Origin of the sequence: Mycobacterium sp. ST-F2 (genome assembly GCF_001905655.1) — a bacterium.
Lineage (GTDB): Bacteria > Actinomycetota > Actinomycetes > Mycobacteriales > Mycobacteriaceae > Mycobacterium.
This window is the reverse complement of record NZ_JMHT01000063.1, coordinates 86,990-103,892: the sequence shown is the minus strand read 5'-3', so window position 1 is coordinate 103,892 and position 16,903 is coordinate 86,990. Positions and strand designations below refer to the sequence as shown.

At 65.7% G+C, this 16,903-nt stretch carries 10 protein-coding genes; 5 read left to right on the top strand and 5 right to left on the bottom strand.

The window, feature by feature from the left end:
* A partial coding sequence (locus tag EB75_RS29755; protein ID WP_217267722.1) for a hypothetical protein occupies nucleotides 1-230 on the bottom strand: 230 nt, incomplete at its 3' end.
* Between the two features lie 384 nt (nucleotides 231-614).
* Between EB75_RS29755 and EB75_RS29405 the strand changes: the two genes are divergently transcribed.
* The 3 genes from EB75_RS29405 to EB75_RS21875 are packed head-to-tail and all read left to right on the top strand — an operon-like array spanning nucleotide 615 to nucleotide 9,630.
* A complete protein-coding gene (locus EB75_RS29405; protein WP_286150282.1) occupies nucleotides 615-1,160 on the top strand; it encodes a tyrosine-type recombinase/integrase in 546 nt (181 codons plus the stop codon).
* 47 nt (nucleotides 1,161-1,207) lie between these two features.
* The gene (locus EB75_RS21880) at nucleotides 1,208-7,438 is read left to right on the top strand and encodes a DEAD/DEAH box helicase (RefSeq protein ID WP_073697357.1); all 6,231 of its coding nucleotides are present in this window, start codon (nucleotides 1,208-1,210) and stop codon (nucleotides 7,436-7,438) included.
* A complete protein-coding gene (locus EB75_RS21875; RefSeq protein ID WP_073697356.1) occupies nucleotides 7,438-9,630 on the top strand; it encodes a UvrD-helicase domain-containing protein in 2,193 nt (730 codons plus the stop codon). Before EB75_RS21880 ends, EB75_RS21875 begins: the two co-directional genes overlap by 1 nt.
* 15 nt (nucleotides 9,631-9,645) lie before the next feature.
* Here the strand turns inward: EB75_RS21875 and EB75_RS21870 are convergent, their stop codons facing one another.
* From EB75_RS21870 to EB75_RS21860, 3 genes are read right to left on the bottom strand one after another with little or no spacing between them, the layout of a single operon-like run.
* A complete protein-coding gene (locus EB75_RS21870) occupies nucleotides 9,646-10,359 on the bottom strand; it encodes a type 1 glutamine amidotransferase (RefSeq protein ID WP_073697355.1) in 714 nt (237 codons plus the stop codon).
* Nucleotides 10,356-11,582 carry a Mur ligase family protein gene (locus EB75_RS21865; protein WP_073697354.1) on the bottom strand — a complete coding sequence of 409 codons (1,227 nt, stop codon included), beginning with the start codon at nucleotides 11,580-11,582 and terminating at the stop codon, nucleotides 10,356-10,358. The genes EB75_RS21870 and EB75_RS21865 overlap by 4 nt, the downstream gene beginning before the upstream one ends.
* Before the next feature lie 56 nt (nucleotides 11,583-11,638).
* Complete coding sequence (locus EB75_RS21860; protein ID WP_217267721.1) at nucleotides 11,639-12,718, bottom strand: SDR family oxidoreductase; 1,080 nt, start codon at nucleotides 12,716-12,718, stop codon at nucleotides 11,639-11,641.
* Nucleotides 12,719-12,841: 123 nt separating this feature from the next.
* Here EB75_RS21860 and EB75_RS21855 point away from each other — a divergent pair, with 123 nt between their 5' ends.
* Complete coding sequence (locus EB75_RS21855) at nucleotides 12,842-13,840, top strand: DEDDh family exonuclease (RefSeq protein WP_073697353.1); 999 nt, start codon at nucleotides 12,842-12,844, stop codon at nucleotides 13,838-13,840.
* A gap of 98 nt (nucleotides 13,841-13,938) precedes the next feature.
* The gene (locus EB75_RS21850; RefSeq protein WP_073697352.1) at nucleotides 13,939-15,345 is read left to right on the top strand and encodes an HNH endonuclease signature motif containing protein; all 1,407 of its coding nucleotides are present in this window, start codon (nucleotides 13,939-13,941) and stop codon (nucleotides 15,343-15,345) included.
* Nucleotides 15,346-15,404: 59 nt separating this feature from the next.
* On the opposite strand, the gene EB75_RS21845 is transcribed toward EB75_RS21850, so the two are convergent.
* Complete coding sequence (locus EB75_RS21845; RefSeq protein ID WP_073697351.1) at nucleotides 15,405-16,856, bottom strand: carotenoid oxygenase family protein; 1,452 nt, start codon at nucleotides 16,854-16,856, stop codon at nucleotides 15,405-15,407.
* Nucleotides 16,857-16,903: the final 47 nt, after the last annotated feature.

The following is a 16,903-nucleotide window of genomic DNA, read 5'->3' as shown; positions in this document are numbered from 1 at the left end:
TACGTGACGGACAACCCCTCAAACCTGGGGAAATACGTGACCGCTGACACGAAAGTTGGATTGCGCTCTGAGCCGTAGATGCTCACCCCATAGATCTTGTGGTGTTCGATCTCGAACAATTGCAGTTCGTTGATGAACTGCCAGTGCCGCCGCAGCCGTCGGTACGTCGCGGCCCTCAGCAAACCCGCCTTCTCGTCCGTGAAGTGCGATTCGAGGGAAATCAACCCCACAGCCGAACCTGTTGTTCCGGCTTCGATTAGGTGGGCGTCTGTCGGTACAGGCGACTTGCCGCCTGTTGGGGCGTGCAATCAGTCATGACTACTACCCAACCTTCGATCGCACCGTTGTGGACCTCCGAACTATCCGCCTGGCAGTTAGCTCTCCAAGCGATGCGGCAATCGCCCCAGACCATCGAGCTTCGGATGTATCACGTGCGGAGACTCGGCAGAGCAAGCCAGTCTGGGTCTCCCTGGACGTTGTGCCCCAGCGATCTCCTGGAGTGGGCTGGCGGCCACCAGTGGGCACGAGAGACAGCCCGCGCTGTCCGGTCGTCGCTGCGCCGATTCTGGGCTTGGGGGGTCGAGACCGGTCGAACTGATGTGAACTTGGCCGACGTGCTGCCACCGATTCGTCCCGGTCAACCGTTGCCACGTCCCGCAGCACCCGCGGTTGTCGTCGGCGCGATCAGTTCTGCGGACGGCAGGGTTGGCATGATGCTCCGGCTCGCGAATGAAATGGGCATGCGCCGTGGGGAAGTCGCGCAGGTCCGCCCTGAGGACGACCTCGTCCACGACCCCGTTGGATGGTCCCTCGTCGTACACGGCAAGGGCACGAAGAACAGGGTCCTGCCGCTCCCGGACGACTTGGCCGATGCGCTGCGCGGTGCCCCGACCGGCTACCTCTTTCCGAACCAGACCGGTGGGCATTTGTCGCCACACTGGGTTGGGACGCTGGTATCCCGCGCGCTCGCAGATGGCACGACGATGCATCAACTTCGGCATCTGTGTGCAACCGAAATCCACGACGCGACTCATGATCTACGCCTCGTTCAGACGCTCCTCGGCCATGCGTCCGTGGCGACCACGCAGCGCTACATCGCCGTCGACGATTCCAAGGTGCGGGATGCGATTCTCGAGCGGTCCCGCAAATGGCGGCCATAGCGTGAGACTGGCAATTGCCTGTCAGACCGCAGACGTAGAATCCGGCGATGCGACAGGCGCAATCTGGCACCTCCACCGACACAGACGCCGACGTGGACGCATTTGAGCTGCTCCCGATCTCACAAGCCGCGTCGATCCGGGACAGTCTGCTCGATTACCTGGGAACGACGTTCGCGCTTGCGGATCCGGACGCGCGCTATGCGCTGGAGGAATTTCTGCAGCATCCGGAAACCGGGTTGTTCCGGGGACCATATGTGCGTCTCCGCCTGCCGTTCGGTCCCGCCGATCCAGGATGGCGCGACAGTCTGGAGTGGTACGAGGGATTCACACCCTACGGCCATCAGGCGGCGGCCTTTGACCGGTTGAGCAGTTTCAACCTCACGGCCGACAAGCCCCGTCCTTTACCGACGTTGGTCACGACGGGCACCGGGTCGGGTAAGACCGAGTCGTTTCTGTATCCGATCCTCGATCACGTTCAGCGCGCCAAGCGTCAAGGCATCACCGGGACGAAGGCGATCATCCTGTATCCGATGAACGCGCTGGCCAACGACCAGGCGAGCCGTCTGGCGTCGATGATCGTTTCCAACGAGCCGATCAGCGGCGTCACCGCGGCCCTTTACACCGGCCAGGAGGGTCCCGAGCGCTCGAAAGTGAGTGCCGACGGCCTGATTACGAGCCGCGACATCATCCGCGACTGCGCACCCGACATCCTGCTCACCAACTACAAGATGCTCGACCAGCTGCTGCTTCGGCACGCCGACGCAGGCATCTGGCGGCAAAGTGCGCACAGCCTGCAGTACCTGGTGCTCGACGAGTTCCACACCTACGACGGCGCCCAGGGCACCGACGTGTCAATGCTGTTGCGCCGTCTCGGGTTAACGCTGAAGAGCTACTGGAACGCCGCCGATCAGAGCCTGACTGAGGACGACTGGAAGCGGCCGCTGGGCCGCATCACACCGATCGCGACGTCGGCGACCTTGGGGGACAAGGGCGATCCACGCACCATGCTGGACTTCGCTGAAACCGTATTCGGCGAGCTGTTCGACCAGTCGGCAGTCGTCACCGAGTCGCGGTTCGGCATCGACGAATGGGCGGCGGGTGCACCTCCGCCGTGGCCTCCGAATGATGTTGACGCATCGGTGATTCGCGAGGTTGCTGACCAGGTTCGGGCCCTTCCGAAGCCGACATCTCCCGCCGCTATTGCGGTTGAAGTCCTTGCAGCGCTGTATGATTCGGCGCCGCGTGAGGCGATCGAGGACGTTGACGCTGATGCGTTGCTCAGCCTGGCCAAACAGCATCCGTTGGTCCAAGCGGTCGTTTCGGCGTCGGGAGATGCGATCTCGTTGGCTGACCTCGCGGCGGCGACCGTGAATCCTCGCGAGATCGCGGTGGCCAAGCCGGCCGATGTTGAGGTGTTTTTCGAAGCGGTGCTGGCGATGCTCAGCCACCTGCGCAAAGAGTGTGGCCGCGAAGCTGTTTCGGTCGAGGCCCATCTGTGGATCCGTGAGCTGACCCGTGTTGGGCGCGAGGCGGCCGGTTCGCCGCGACTGATCTGGGAGGACGACGGGGTCGTAGCCGACGCCTCGGGTCACGCGCTGCCGACGTTCCCGGCGATCTACTGCCGGCACTGCCACCGGTCCGGCTGGGGAGTGATCCTGGCGCCCACTGGCTGGGAACTGGAATCCAGCGATGACGCGACCCGCGCGAAGCACATGAAGGGCGACGAACGGTTCCGGCCGCTGATCCACGCTCCTGCTGAAGGGGACCGGGAGTCGGAAGCAGGCGAAGATTCCAACCTGATGTGGTTCGACGTCGAGGCGCGCCAATTGGTACCGGCGTCCGGCGGCGGCGAAGAGTCCGTCGTCCTTCCGGTGCTGACGCATAAGGGAGACAACGCGGGAGAGCTCTCGAAGAAGGACACCTGCCCGTCATGCCTTCGTGCGGAGGGGATTCGGTTCCTGGGTTCGGCGATCGCGACCATGTTGTCGGTGTCCCTGTCGGGGCTTTTCGGTACTCCAGGGTTGGATCCGAAGGAGAAGAAAGCCCTGGTGTTCACTGACAGCGTGCAGGACGCGGCGCACCGGGCTGGTTTCGTCCAGGCCCGTTCGCACGCGCTGACTCTGCGCTCGCTGGTGCGCCAGGCGATCGGCGACGACGACATCGACCTCGCGAAACTGGCCGCCCGCGTCGTGGACCTGGCCGGCGATGACCAAGGCAAGCGCTATCGCGCGCTGCCGCCCGAACTCGCCGCGCGGGAGAAGTTCGAGCAGTTTTGGTCGGCGCCGACTCTGCGGCAGGTACCTCGCCAGGTACTTGGCTGGGTGGAGAAGCGGCTGCTGCTCGACATCGAGCTGGAATTTGGTTTACGCTCGAATGTGGGTCGCACGCTTGAGCTTTCGGGCAGTGTTGTCGCCGGACTCGATGCGAACAGTGGCCTCCTGACGCGCTGCGCGCGCGCCGCGTGGGAGGCCGCCGCGGGAACGCAGTCGAGCATCATCGATACAACCGACGATCTGCTGCTGCGGTGGGTCGTCGGCGTCATCGAGCGGATGCGCACTCGTGGCGCGATCGACCACGAATGGTTCGCCAAGTTCCGGCAGGAGGACGGGAACCGCTGGTGGATCACCGGTGGCCGCAAACGCCAAGAAGGCATGCCCGGTTTTGGCAAGGGCAACTCCACGCCCGGCTTCCCGGTGGCGGGCAGGCGAGGCAGTGGTGATACGGATCTGGAACCAGTGGGCTCAGTCCGGGGTTGGTACTCCGCCTGGACCAAGAAGGTTCTCGGCCTGGACACCGCCAACGATGGCGCCACCCTCTCTCGCCTGCTGTTCGAGCAATTGGCGGATCGTGGCGTCATCGGAACCGTCACCTCCAAGTCCGGTGCCACCACCTACCACCTCGATCCGCGCGCCGTGATCGTGCGCGCTGTCATACCCGAGGAGATGACGGGCGGCGAAGTGGCGCTGCAGTGCGATGACTGTCACGCGGTGACCGTGGCCGCGCCGGATGCGGTGGCCCGGCTGGCCGGCGGCCCCTGCTTTGTCCCGCGCTGCGCCGGTTCGCAACGCGCCTTTGCATTGCAGGACAACTTCTATCGCCAGATGTACGAATCGTCCGACATTCAGCGGGTGGTGGCACGCGAGCACACCAGCCTCTTGGAGGACAAGGTTCGGCTGGAGTACGAGAACCAATTCAAGGCAAACAATCCCGCGCCGGATGCGCCCAACGTTTTGGTTGCGACACCCACGCTGGAGATGGGCATCGACATCGGCGACCTGTCGGCGGTCATGCTGGCGTCACTGCCCAAGACCGTCGCCAATTACTTACAGCGAGTGGGCCGGGCCGGCCGCATCACCGGCAATGCGTTCAACCTCGCGTTCGTGACCGCCCGCGGCGACCAGTTACCGAGGTTCTACCGGCCGCTGGACATCATCAACGGCACGGTGCGACCACCCGCCACTTACCTTGACGCCGAAGAGATTCTGCGCCGCCAGTTCGTCGCGTCGGTCGCCGATCGCCTAGCCCGCGACAAGGACATGCCGCACCCACGCAACACCGTGGAGGCGTTGTCATCCACCGTCGCCGGGACCTATCTCGGGACGCTCGTCGACGAGGCCGAGACCAACCCCGCACTCATCGACGCATTCGTCGGCGGGTTCGGCTCACTCGATCGTGATGTGGTCGAGCGGTTGCGCGAGTGGGCCACGCCCGGCGGCGGCCTCGGGGACCGCTGCCATCAAGCATCGTTGGCGTGGTCGAAACGCCTTGAAACACTAGGACATCGGCGTACCCAGGTTCAGGGTGTGCTTCCCGCGTTGCAAGAAAAAGCGAATTCTGCGGCCGCCACCGAAGACGACCGACGCGAATACCGCACCGCGCTCGCAGCGTTGAACCTGACCAACCGCCAGATCAGCGATCTGCGCAGCGAATACTGGATCAGTACGCTGGAAACGTTCGGGCTATTCCCGAACTACACACTGCTCGACGACTCCGTGACCCTCGCCGTGTCGGTGTCGTGGATGGACCCCGAAACTCAGTCCTACGACGACACCTCCTTCGAGCTCTCCCGTGGATCGGCAGCCGCGCTACGCGATTTTGCGCCCGGCTCAACGTTTTACGCCAACGGATTCGCGATCGCGATCGACGCCATCGATTTGGGCGTCGAGGGTGAGGCGATCCGGGCGTGGGCGTGCTGCCCGGACTGCGGATTCATCGACGAGGAAGCCTCGCCCACGATGTGCCCACGCTGCCAGGCCACGGGTATCGCCGACGTCGGGCAACGAATTCCCGTGGTGGAGTTGACCGCGGTGTCTTCGGCGATCCGCCGCGAAGAAGCCACCATCGACGATGTGCGCGATGAACGCACCCGCGAGCGCTTCGACATCGTGTTCGCCGCCGACATCGACGGCGCCGGTACGTCACGCACCTGGTATGCCGACGATATCGGCTTGGGGGCCAAGCACATTCGTGGCCTGACTCTGCGGTGGCTCAACATCGGCAAGACTCACGCGCCGGGCACTTCGCGGTTCATCGCTGGGGACGAGTGGAACGCGGCGATGTTCCGGCTGTGCTCCGAGTGCGGCAAGCTCGACCTCGCCACCGGCTCGAACTCGCCCCGGGAGCACCGGCCGTGGTGCTCGTTGCGTACGGCTCAGAACGAGAAGACCGTCAGCATCGCGCTGGGCCGCAAGATGGTCACCGAGGGGCTTGTCATGCGACTGCCCATCGAATGGACCGTCGGCGCAGACCCTTTCGCGATTCCGTCCATGACCGCCGCGCTGCTGCTCGGGCTGCAACAACACATCGGCGGCGCGCCCGACCACCTGCAGGTCCAGCCGATCCGCGATCCCGACAGCGGAGCCCGTACACTCCTGATCCACGACATCGTCCCGGGCGGGACCGGATATCTGGCCGAGCTCGCCAACCCGGAGATTGTGTGGACGATCCTGCGGTTGGCACTCGACGTTGTCGCGGCGTGCCCGTGCCAGGATGACGGCAAGCTGGCCTGCGACAAATGCCTGCTGCCGTTCGCGTCGCTGCATCAGGTGAAGTACACCGACCGTGCGTACGCGGAGAACCGGCTGCGCGAACTGCTCGGCGCCCCCACCACAATGACGTGGAACTTGAAGGAAGAGTGGCCGGACACGAAGTCCCACGAATCGACTCTCGAACTCGAATTCCGTCGGGTACTGGAAGAACGGCTCAAGACTCTCGGCGCCACCATCGAACCGTTCTGGACCGGCTCTGGCATCGCGTGGAATTTCTCGCTGGGAGCCGGACGAGAGTGGACACTTCAGCCGCAGCAGAACATTTCCGGGTGCAAGCCCGACTTCGTGCTTCGGTCCAAAAAGCCCGGCGTGCCGCCGGTCGCGATCTTCACCGACGGATTCGACTTCCACGCCAGCATCACCAATAACCGACTGTGGGACGACGCCGAGAAGCGGCAAAATCTGCGCGGCCAAGGATATTTCGTGATGGCTTTCACTTGGGATGACCTCAAAGAGGCGAAACCGCCGTCGTGGTACTCGGCGCAGACCGTGTCCCCGGTGTTGGCCGCAGCCGGCGACAAGCTGTCAGCGAAAGCGGTGGACCTCATTCCGCGCGGGCCGATGGAATCCCTGTTGGCCTGGATTCAGGCGCCCTCGGCAGACGAGCGTCGAGACCTGGCCCACTGGGTGCCGTTCTTCCTCGTCCCCGACGGTGTCACACAATTGCCAATGCGGTCGGATGCCGACCTGGCGCAGGTGGGTCTTGACGTCCTCGATGGGGGTGCGCCTGCGGCAGGCGATGCCGTCGCCACGGTATGGCGACGCGACCGACTGGCCGTCGTCCTTCGTCACGTCGACCAGGCAACGTTCACATTCGCCACCGCCGTCGTGCTCGACGACGCGGAAGCCGGACCCGACGGCAAGGCCTCCTGGCAGGAATGGCTCTGGCTGTCCAATCTGCTCAGCCTGCGGCAAGCCGAAACCGTCATCACCACGCGTAACCACATGAAGCTCGGGTCGGTTGTGGTGCCAGAGGCGGAAAATGCAGACGGTGCAACAGAAGTCGAGGCCAGGCTGCTGGCGCGGATCGACGAGTTGAAGCTGCCGAAGCCGACCGTCGGCGCCGAGGTGGAAGGAATAATGACCAGCATTGCGTGGCCCGAGTACAAGATCGCTGTGGACTTGGAGCTGTACGACGAGGACCGCACAGATTTGGTCGATCTCGGTTGGCGGCTGGTTGCAGCCGAGGCGTCAGAGATTTCAGCGGTGATCGGAAAGGTGTCCTCGTAATGCCGCAGATCGTTTTCGGTCCCCAACTCGGTGATGTCGACGGCAGTACCCAGAAGGCGGTGTATGCGTTTCTGGCCAAACTCCAAAAGGACGACACCGCACCGGGACTGCACATCGAGCCGATCAACAATTGCATCGACCCGAGAGTACGAACGGGCCGAGTCAACGACTTCTACCGCGCAGTTATGGTCAAGGTCCAGGGCTCTGGCGCCGAGGCACACTACGTCTACCTCGGCACCCTTCCGCACGACGACGCGATCGAGCAGGCGCGCAAGGTCAAGGTGTCGATCAACCCGCGCAATGGAATTGCCGAGCTGATCAAAGCCGACCAGGACGCCGAGGCGGCGGCACCAAAGCCGCCGACGCCCCAGCCGGCGACGACCGAAGTTGTATCCACGGTCGAAAAGTCGTTGCGTGAACGGGAATTCACCGTCGATATGTTCACCGACCTCGGCATCGACGCCGACTTCGCCGAAGGCGTGCTCGACATCACCGACTCTTCAGAACTTCTCGACTATGCAGCCACAGCGTCTGCCAAGTGGCAGGGCGAAGCGCTGCTCGACATCTACACCGGCAAGCCACTGTCGGACGTCCGCGACGCCTACTCGATTCGTGACATGAAGACCGATGACGAATCAGACGACGACCTGCTCGAGGCGTTGAAGCATCCCGCGGCCCAGATGGAGTTCGCGTTCATCAACGGTGACGACGACTCGCTGCGGGACATCCTGGAGAAGAACGACTTTCATGCATGGCGGGTTTACCTGCATCCCGAACAGCGGATGTTCGTCGACAAGCCCTACAACAGCTCCGCTCGATTATCCGGTGGCGCCGGAACCGGCAAGACCGTCGTTCTGTTGCATCGAGCCCGTGCGCTGGCCAAGGCGAATCCGTCTGCACGAATCGTGCTGACAACGTTCAACAGAACACTCGCCGATGGATTGCGCGACCAGTTGAAAGTGCTCGACCGTGACCTGCCAATCGCCAGTGCGCTGGGGGAGCCCGGTATCTATGTTGGCGGCGTCGATGCGATCGCGCATCGTGTGCTGACGATGGCCGACAGCGCTGCCGTCACATCGGTGCTCGGCCCACGGGGCGCGGATGTTCTGGGTGTCGTCGGTGACGGGGAGTGGGCCAATGCGGCGGCGGGGTCGGACCTGTCGGCAGAGCTTCGTTCGCCGGGTTTCTTGGCGGCCGAGTACGGAATGATCGTGCTGCCCAACCGAATCACCTCGCGTGAGCAGTACTTGAAAGTCCGCCGACCCGGGCGCGGCGTTGCGCTCGACCGCGGCAAACGTGGGCAGGTCTGGGACATTATCGAGGCGTACCGTTCCACCGCAGCCGCCAACGGCGCGACCGACTGGGACGAGCGGGCCGTCATCGCCGCGACCTACCTGGACACGACGGGCCTGCGGTTCGCTGACCACATCCTGGTCGACGAGGCGCAGGACCTCAGCCCGACCCGGCTGATGCTCTTGCGGGCTCTGGTGGCCCCCGGGCCGAATGATCTTTTCCTGGCAGAAGATTCGCATCAACGGATCTACGGGAACCAAGTGGCACTCAAGCGGTTCGGCATCAACATCGTCGGGCGGTCCAAACGACTCACCTTGAACTACCGGACGACTGACCAGAATTTGCGGTACGCGCTCGGGATTCTCAGCGGCGAGCAATTCGTGGACCTGAACGAAGAGGCCGTGTCATCTGATGGCTATCGGTCTGCGCGCAGTGGGCCGAAACCGTTTGTTGTGCAATGTGAATCGCTCAGCGCGCTCTATGAGCGGGCAGCGGGCTTCGTGAAGGAGTGGGGCGATGCCGTTGGTCCGGTTGGCCTGCTCGTGTCGACGCGCAATGAAGGTGAGCGACTGCCGCGGGTGCTGGCCGAACACGGCGCCGAGGTGCGGTTCGTCGACCGCGACGGCCAGGCCGCGTCTGGGAAAGCTGCTGTGATGACCATGCACCGCTCGAAGGGCATGGAATTCTCCCGGGTGATTCTGGTTGGCGTAGGGAAGGACAGTCTGCCGTCGGAGTACCGGCTGAAGTCGCTTCCGGAAGCCGAACGCGCAGATGCACTTCGGCGTGAGCGGTCGCTGCTATACGTCGCAGCCACTCGCGCGCGAGATGTGTTGGTGGTCTTGCACACTGGGGCTCCGAGTGAGCTACTGCCGGATACCGGTGCGCCATCGGTCGGCTAACCTGCGCGGCAGGGATTAAGCGCGACGGGGCGCGGCCAGGCGCTCGCGGCGGAGCAGGTCGACCTCGGGCAGGTCCAGGGGCGGCAGGTCGCCGACGACCTGGGCCAGCAGGTAGTCGGCCAACTCCGGATTGCGGGCCAGACACGGGCCGTGGAGATAGGTCGCCACGACACTGCCCTGGACGACGCCGTCGTAGCCGGAGCCCGCGCGGTTGCCTGCACCCTTTTCGACGCGCGCCAACGGTTTGGCCAGGGGGCCGAGATCGGTTCCGCCGCGGTGATTTTCGAAACCGGTGAGCTTCTGGGTGAGGCCGTCGACGACCGGAACCGACGCCACCTCCCCGATGGTGCGCTCGGGCTGCGGCGACGTCGTCACGTCCAGCAGGCCGACGCCGTCGACGCGCTCGCCCGACGACGTCTCGTACCAGTGCCCCAGCACCTGGATGGCGGCGCAGATCGCCAGCACCGGAGCGCCGCGCTCGACCGCCCGCTGCAGCCCCGGATACTGCAGCAGATGCCGCGTCGCCAGGCGCTGCGCGTAGTCCTCGGCGCCGCCGAGGGTGTACAGATCCATTGAATCCGGCACCGGGTCGTTGAGCGTGATCTCGACGATCTCCGCGTCAATTCCCCTGAGCTGCAAGCGCTGTCGCAGGACGACGGCATTGCCGCCGTCGCCGTAGGTGCCCATGACGTCGGGCAGCACCAGACCGATACGTACGGGCGAGCTCATGCCAGCTCCCGGCTCAGCTGCAGGAACGCCGTGTAGTTCGCGATGACCTCGACGTGTCCGGGCGGACAGGACTTGATGGCAGCCAGCGTGTCGTGCACCAGTGTGTGGTCGACGCCGGCGTAGCCGAGGCGGACGGCAAGGTCGGTGCCGCGTTCGCCGGCCGACACGATGGGCGCCGGGAAGTTGACGAAGTGCTCGAAGTTCACGTCCCACAGCCAGGACAGGTCTTCGCCGTCGGGCACCTGGCCGTTCACCGAAATAACAGCTCCCGCAACATTACTGGATACCATCGACAGCGCCTCCTGCCAGCCGGCGGGGTTCTTGGCCAGCAGCATGCGCACGGTGTGCTCACCGACCTGCAGGGTCCGGTAGCGGCCGGCGACCTCGTCGACCGTCGACACCGCCGCCACCGCGGCGGCGGGCGACGCGCCCAGCGCGACCGCCGCGGCCACGGCCTGCGTCGCGTTGCCGCGGTTCACCGTACCGGGAAGGGCCAGCGTCATGGGTGCGGTAAAGCCTTCGGGCCCATAGATATTGGTCTCGTCGTACCACCACTGCGGCTCGGGGCGCGCAAAGTCGGCGCCGGTCGAATGCCAGTGCCCGTTCTCCCGGACGATCACCTCGCCACTGCGCGGACAACTCACCGAGTCGCCCGACCAGCCGCCGCCGGCGGCCACCCACACCACGTTGGGACTGTCGTACGCCGCCGACGTCACCAGCACGTCGTCACAGTTGGCCACGACGACGGCCTTGGGATGGCGGGCCAGCCCGGCCCGAAGCGTCCGCTCGATGTGGTTGATCTCGCCGACCCGGTCCAGCTGATCGCGCGACAGGTTGAGCAACACGATCACCGACGGGTCCACCGCATCGGAGACATGCGGCACGTGCATCTCATCGACCTCGAGGGCGGCCAACTCCGCCTTGCGTGAGCCCGCCAAAGCTGCGATGAGGCCCGCGTCCATGTTGGCGCCCTCGCTGTTGGAGGCCACCGGCCCGATGGTCGCCAGCGCCGCGGCCGTCATCCGCGTCGTCGTGGACTTGCCGTTGGTGCCGGTGACGACGACGGAACGCCGCCCGGAACCCAGCTGTCCCAGGATCGACGGGTCCAGCTTCATGGCGACGAGCCCGCCGATCATGGCGCCGGCACCACGGCCCGTCACGCGCGACGCCCAGCGGGCGGCAGCGCCCGCGCCCAGCGCCACGCGTCCTCGTGCGGTGATCATCCCCGGAAGTCTAAGAGGGCCGCCCCGGATGTGACGACACGTGTGAGGGTGCCCACTTACGGCAGACGGATGCTCGGCCGCTTGCGCACGATGCCGTCGTCCAGCATCTGCTGGAAGTGGTCGATGACAGTTTGCTCGATGGGCCGGTACACCAATCCCAGCTCGCTCTGGCTGCGGCTGGCATCGAAGACCAGCGGGTATCCCACGTTGGTGTCCACGAACTCACGCGTCAGTCCGAGGACCGGCGCGACGGCCTTCACGGCCACCTTGGGCACGTTCAGCCACGGGAACGGGTAGAGCACGCCGAACTCGCCGCGCAGGATCTGGCCGATCTCCAGCAGGCTCAGCGAGGCGGCGTTGACGAGGTAGCGGTCATGAGCCTCGGGGGTGAAGCCGGCGCGCACGTGGGCGTCGGCCACGTCGCGGACGTCGACGACGCCCGAGGTCAGCTCCGGTGCCCCGGTCAGCATGGTGCCGTCGGCGAACTGCTTCATGGTGGCCAGGCTGGCCGAGTCGCTGGCGCTGGTCAGCGACGGTCCGAGCACCAGGCCCGGGTGGATGGTGACCAGGTCCCAGCGGTCCTGTGCCTTCTGGTACTTCCAGGCCTCCTGCTCGGCCACGGTCTTGGAATACGAATACGGCTGGTGGTCGACACTGCTGGTCGTGTTCCACTGGTCCTCGGTGAAGACGCCGCCGGGGACGTCGCGGGATTCGCGGGCGTCACCGTAGATCGCCACCACGCTGCTGGTCAGCACGACGCGCTTGACGCTCTCGGTGCGGTTCACCGAATCCAGGACGTTGCGGGTGCCCTCCAGCGCGGGGCGGACCAGCGCCTCGGCCGCGTCGGTCACGCCCTGGAGCAGGAACGGCGACGCCGTGTGCATGACGAGTTCGCAGCCGGCCATGGCCTCGTCGAAGCTGCCGGTGTCGAGCAGGTCCGCCTTGAAGAGCTTGAGCTTGCCGGGGTGGTCAGCCGACAGCTTATGGAGGTGCTCCAGGCCCGTCGGCTTCTGTGGATTGCGCACGGTGCCGTGCACGGTGCGGCCTGCTTCGAGCAGATAGCGGACGATCCAGCTGCCGATGTACCCGCTGGCGCCTGTGACGAGAACCGGTGCGCCCGGGTCGATCGTGGTCATGCCCGTGACGATAGCCGCGACCACATCGCCGAGGGGGACCAACGCCTGATTCGCGCGGCGACACGCTGCGAGGGCCCACCGAAACTGGCTCGACTTGTCGGGGGGCCGTGCCATCCTTGCCACGTGGACGAAACCAACCTCGGCTGGGGCCGACCGGCCACCGAGCCGGGGGCGGGTTGGGCTGTCGTCGACGTCGAGACATCGGGCTTCGACCCCGGCCACGCCCGGGTGATCAGCGTCGCGGCGCTGGCCCTCGGTGACGACGGCAACGTCGAGCACTCATTCAGCAGCCTGCTCAATCCGGGTGTCGACCCCGGCCCCACCCATGTGCACGGGCTGACTCCCGAGATGCTTGCGGGCCAGCCGACCTTCGGTGACGTGGTCGGCGACCTCGCCGCAGTGCTCTCGGGCCGCACCCTGGTGGCCCACAATGCCGGGTTCGACTACGCCTTCCTGGCCGCCGAATGCGAGCGCGTCGGCGCCGTGCTGCCCGTCGACAGCGTCATGTGCACCGTCGAGCTGACACGTCGGCTCAACCTGGGCACCGAGAACCTGCGCCTGGAGACCCTGGCGACGCACTACGGCGCGACGCAGATTCGTCCGCACGACGCCCTGGACGATGCCATGGTGCTGGCCCAGATCCTCAAACCGGCACTGGCGGCGGCGCGCGACCACCGGCGCTGGCTGCCGATCCGCAACGTGGGCCGCAAGCGCTGGCCCAGTGGCGCCGTCACGCACGACGAACTGCGGCCACTGAAGGTCCTGGCGGCCCGGCTGCCGTGCGCCTACGCCAACCCTGGCCGGTTCGTCACCGGCCAGCCGTTGGTGCAGGGCATGCGGGTGGCGCTGTCGGGGGAGATGCTGCGCACCCACGAGGAGATGATCGAGCGCATCGTGCACGCGGGGCTGTCGTACTCCGACAGTGTGGACGCGCACACCTCGCTGGTCATCTGCAACGACCCTGCGCCGGCTCAGGGAAAGGGCTACCAGGCCCGCGAACTCGGCGTGCCGCTGGTGTCCGACGAGGACTTCATGACGCTGCTGGGGCACGTCGTCGGCGGCTCGGATGTCGAGGAATTCGTCGACCGGACCCCGGCCGGCGATCAGTTCATGTTGTTCTAACTGCTGCTCGCTCAAAAACCTGCTGCTCGCCCAAAAACCCTGGTCACTTCGGCACACCGGCGACCAGTTTTGTCGGTGGTTCGTACTAGTGTTCGAATATGGACATCGCCAGCACGCTCACCGTCGACGAGGTCTACGTCGGCCTCGACACGGCGCTGGCGCAGGTGGCGTCCCTGGACTACAGCCGATTGTCGGTGCCTGAGTTGTTGGCGTTGCAGTCCCGTCGCGAACAGCTGCGCTGCGCCGCCGAAGCCGTGGACCACGCGATCGTCGCCGCCACCCAAGCCCAGACCACCGCCACGGCGATCGGGGCGAAAAACTGGGCCGACGCGCTGCGGTTCCGGGACCGGCTCAGCAGCGAGGAGGCCCGCCGCCGGGTGCGGCACGCCGAACTGCTGGGGCCGCGGCGGTCGTTGACCGGGGAACCGTTGCCGCCGCTGCGGCCGCATGTCGCGGCCGCGGTCGCCGAGGGCGCGATCAATGGTGATCATGTTGATGTCATCGAATCGTTCTTCGCCAAACTGCCCACCTGGGCCGACCTGGCCAGCCTCGACGAGTGCGAACAGGCGCTGGTGGCCGCCGCCCGCAATCTCACGCCTGAATCGCTGCGGTCGGTGGTCCGGCGCAAGCTCTACGAGTTGGATCAGGATGGTCCCGAACCTGATGACCGGGACCCGGAACCCCACCGGGACCGGGCGCTGGTGGTGTCCAAGCAGGCTGCTGATGGCACGTCGCAGTTGCGTGGGGTGCTGACCCCGACCGCCCGCGCCGTCTACGAAGCGTTGATGGCCAAATACGCCGCGCCGGGCATGTGCAACCCCGCCGACCCGGTGCCGTGCACCACGGGCACACCGACCCAGGAGCAGATCGACAATGATCACCGCACCCTGGCGCAGCGTCAGCATGATGCCTGGGAAACCATCGGCCTGCTGCTGCTATCCACCGATCTGGGGGAACACAACGGTTTCCCGGTGACCATCGTGGCGACCTGCACCCTCGAGCAGCTCGAGCAGCGGGCCGGGGTCGCCGTGACCCACACCGGCAGCCAGCTCCCCGTCAAGGACCTGCTGAACCTGGCCGCCCGCACCGGCGCATCCTGCTACCTCACGGTGTTCGACAACCATGGTGATGTGCCGCTGTACCTGGGTCGGGCGCGGCGCACCGCCACCACCGGCCAACGCCTGGCCCTGTTCACCCGCGACCACGGCTGCACCCGCCCCGAGTGCACCGTCCCGGCCGCGGGCTGCCAGGCCCACCACATCCCCGGATGGAGCCGCGGCGGACAGACCGACATCACCGCCATGGCCCTGGCCTGTGGCTGCGACAACCGCCTGGAAGACACCACCAGCTGGAGCACCACCATGAAAAACGGCCGCCCCCACTGGACCCCACCACCACTGCTCGACACCGGCCAACCACGCACCAACCAATACTGGCACCCCACGCTCTACCCACCCGAGAGCGGAGGCGACGATGACGGCGAAAGTGACAGTCCCGCAGTCTGATTCACTGCCGCTGTCACCGATCGGGGTGCAGTGTGGCGCGCGGCTGCCGGGAACCGGGTTCAGCCCGCGATGCGCCGGCTGAACGTCCCGTGGAACCCGATGGGCAAGTGGTGTTCCAGATGCGCGGTGGCCAGTGGCCCGTCCTCGATGGTGCGGGCGTCGAAGATCACCAATTGCGAACGATGGCTCCGCAGATCGTGATTGAGCACCAGCAGCCAGCCATCGTCCTCGGCGGCCGTGCGCGAGCGGGGCACGAACAACGGCTCGCCGGTCTGGGCCAGGCCGAAATCGAACGTGGTCTGCGCGCCGGTGCGGTGGTCGATGCGCGTCACCGCGTTGTAGTGGCCCACGTCCTCGGTGGCCTTGCAGGCGTACGTGACGTTGTGCTCCAGTGTCGAGCGGCGCCAGTCATATTGCGGGAATTCCATTGGCGCCGTGGCTGATAGCACGGTCTCGGTGATCCGTCCGGACTTGCTGATGCGGAAGCGCGAGAGGTGTCCGCGCGGCCACTCATCGATGGTGAGGTGCGCGCGGGGGTCGGTGGGATCGGACGGGTCCTGCCACGCCTTGCCGAGCTTGCCGAAGATGTCGGAGTCCTCGAACCGGAAGAACTCCACCACGGTGTCGGAGCCGTCTTCGAAGGCATTGGTGACGTGGACGTGCGTCAGCGCCTCGTGCTCGATGATGCGGGGCTTGGACCCGTCGCGCGGTACCAGGGCGAACCGCGTCGACCCGTTGCGGGTCTGGTATTCCAGGGCTTTCGCCAGCGAGCGGGTGCGCAACAGCGTCGGGATGTTGGGCCGCAACGGATCCAGGACGAACACCATGTGGTTCTCGGTGAGCGCGAAGTCATGGTTCCACACCATGTCCCACAACTTCAGCGAGCTGATCTGGTGGCTGCGCCCGGCGCGGTCCACCTTGAAACACCGCAGCCGGGGCGTGGGCAGCAGGTCGAGGCCGAAGTTGTAGACCTCCCCGGTGTGCGGATCCCACTTGGGATGGGCGGAGAACGAGCCGAGGTAGCCCAGCCGGTCACCGTCAAAACGCTTGTAGCCCAAGGTGTCCAATGAGTCCGGATCGATCTTGTAGGGCGGGCCGCCCTCCCACAGGGCGAGCAGTTCGCCGCAGATGGTGGCCATGTTGGTGTTACCGGTGTTGGCCGGCGGCAGCAGATTGCCGCGCAGGGTCGGGGCGTTGGTGGTGATACCGCGCTGGCTCATCACATCGCCGCCGCGGTACTGCTTGGTGCGTACGTAGCGGTTGGTGAAACGCACGGACTGCCCGTCGAGGACGAAACGGGAGACCATGCCGTCGGCGTCGAACATGGTCTTGAGCACGGTGTCGCCGACCTCGAACTTGCCGGGGCCGATGCGGAACAGCGTGCCGGTCAGCTCAGGTGGCAGGGTGCCGTCGATGCGGGAGACCTGGTAGTCCATCTCGTCGTAGAGGGATGCGAAGGCGCGGCCGTGCAGCTGCTTGAGCGTCGGTTCCGCGGGCGCTGTGGCTGTCATTCAACCTCCATCTGAGGACGTGTGTCCTCAGTTTTGTGCCGCGCCCC

What these genes read in the sequence shown, in the direction of transcription:
- EB75_RS21880 (WP_073697357.1), top strand. Translation starts at nt 1,208, where the DNA reads ATGCGACAGGCGCAATCTGGCACCTCCACCGACACAGACGCCGACGTG.
- EB75_RS21875 (WP_073697356.1), top strand. Translation starts at nt 7,438, where the DNA reads ATGCCGCAGATCGTTTTCGGTCCCCAACTCGGTGATGTCGACGGCAGT.
- EB75_RS21870 (WP_073697355.1), bottom strand. Translation starts at nt 10,359, where the DNA reads ATGAGCTCGCCCGTACGTATCGGTCTGGTGCTGCCCGACGTCATGGGC.
- EB75_RS21865 (WP_073697354.1), bottom strand. Translation starts at nt 11,582, where the DNA reads ATGATCACCGCACGAGGACGCGTGGCGCTGGGCGCGGGCGCTGCCGCC.
- EB75_RS21860 (WP_217267721.1), bottom strand. Translation starts at nt 12,718, where the DNA reads ATGACCACGATCGACCCGGGCGCACCGGTTCTCGTCACAGGCGCCAGC.
- EB75_RS21850 (WP_073697352.1), top strand. Translation starts at nt 13,939, where the DNA reads ATGGACATCGCCAGCACGCTCACCGTCGACGAGGTCTACGTCGGCCTC.
- EB75_RS21845 (WP_073697351.1), bottom strand. Translation starts at nt 16,856, where the DNA reads ATGACAGCCACAGCGCCCGCGGAACCGACGCTCAAGCAGCTGCACGGC.